This is a genomic window from Ruegeria sp. CDSB117 (genome assembly GCF_059611005.1).
This window is the reverse complement of the sequence record NZ_JBXWOS010000070.1, coordinates 1-1,109: the sequence shown is the minus strand read 5'-3', so window position 1 is coordinate 1,109 and position 1,109 is coordinate 1. Positions and strand designations below refer to the sequence as shown.

At 54.6% G+C, this 1,109-nt stretch carries 1 pseudogene; it reads left to right on the top strand.

The annotated features are described in order from the left end of the window. Window positions 1-78 precede the first annotated feature (78 nt). Window positions 79-1,109 (top strand): annotated as a pseudogene (locus AC2FJC_RS23840) (IS110 family RNA-guided transposase); the annotation flags it as partial.

Below are 1,109 nucleotides of genomic sequence, written 5' to 3'. Positions count from 1 at the left end.
TGGTTCTGATGGAATGGACATCCCCTGACCTCTCATCTGGTAGGTTTTGGAGATGGAAACCATCAGGAGGTTAGCAAAATGGCGGACTTGGAGCTTGTCGGCATGGATTTGGCGAAGAATGTGTTTCAACTTCATGGGTGCAGTGCCACAGGAGAAGTGGTTTTTCGCAAACAGCTGAGACGCAACAACCTTCTATCTTTCGTTTCTGAACTGCCAGCGTGCACCATTGCGATGGAGGCTTGTTCCGGGAGCCATTATTGGGGGCGAGAATTTGAAGCACTCGGACATACGGTTCGTTTGATCGCGCCTAAATATGTCAAACCGTTTGTGAAACGCAGCAAGAGTGATGCGATCGACGCTGAAGCCATTTGCGAGGCAGCGCTGCGACCAACGATGCGGTTTGTGCAGATCCGCAGCGAAGACAATCAGGCAGCGGCCCTGGCATTCAAAGCGCGAGATCTGTTGGTCCGGCAACGCACGCAGATAATCAATGCCTTGCGCGGCCACCTATCCGAGTTCGGTTTTGTGGTTGCGAAAGGCCCAACACATGTCCGCAAACTGAAGACGGGACCATTGAATTGCCGGAGATGTCCCGTCCTCTCCTGAGCATTTTTGTCGATACGCTTGACGCTTTGAATGGCCGCATCTTGAATGGCCGCATCAGGCAGTTGGAGGCGCAAATCGCACAGCGTGCCAAGGAAGATGAAACATGTCAGAGGTTGACCGCGATACCAGGCGTTGGCCCGATTATTGCGACAGCGCTTGCTGCACTTGCTCCACCGCCTTCGACATTTAGACGGGGCCGCGATTTTGCTGCATGGGTAGGCTTAACCCCACTCCAGCATTCGACTGGTGGCAAGCAGCGCCTGGGGCGCACGTCAAAAATGGGAAACCGGACGTTGCGACGCCTCCTCATTATTGGCGCCAGTGCCGTGGTTAGGTGGGCCGAACAAAAAGGAGCCGTCCCGGGATCCTGGCTCGCAAGGATGCTGGAGCGCAAGCCAACCATGTTAATCAGGGTAGCACTGGCCAATAAAATGGCGCGTATCGTCTGGGCGCTGATGGCACATGGCGAAGAATACCGGGATCAATCGTTACACGTTAGAGCC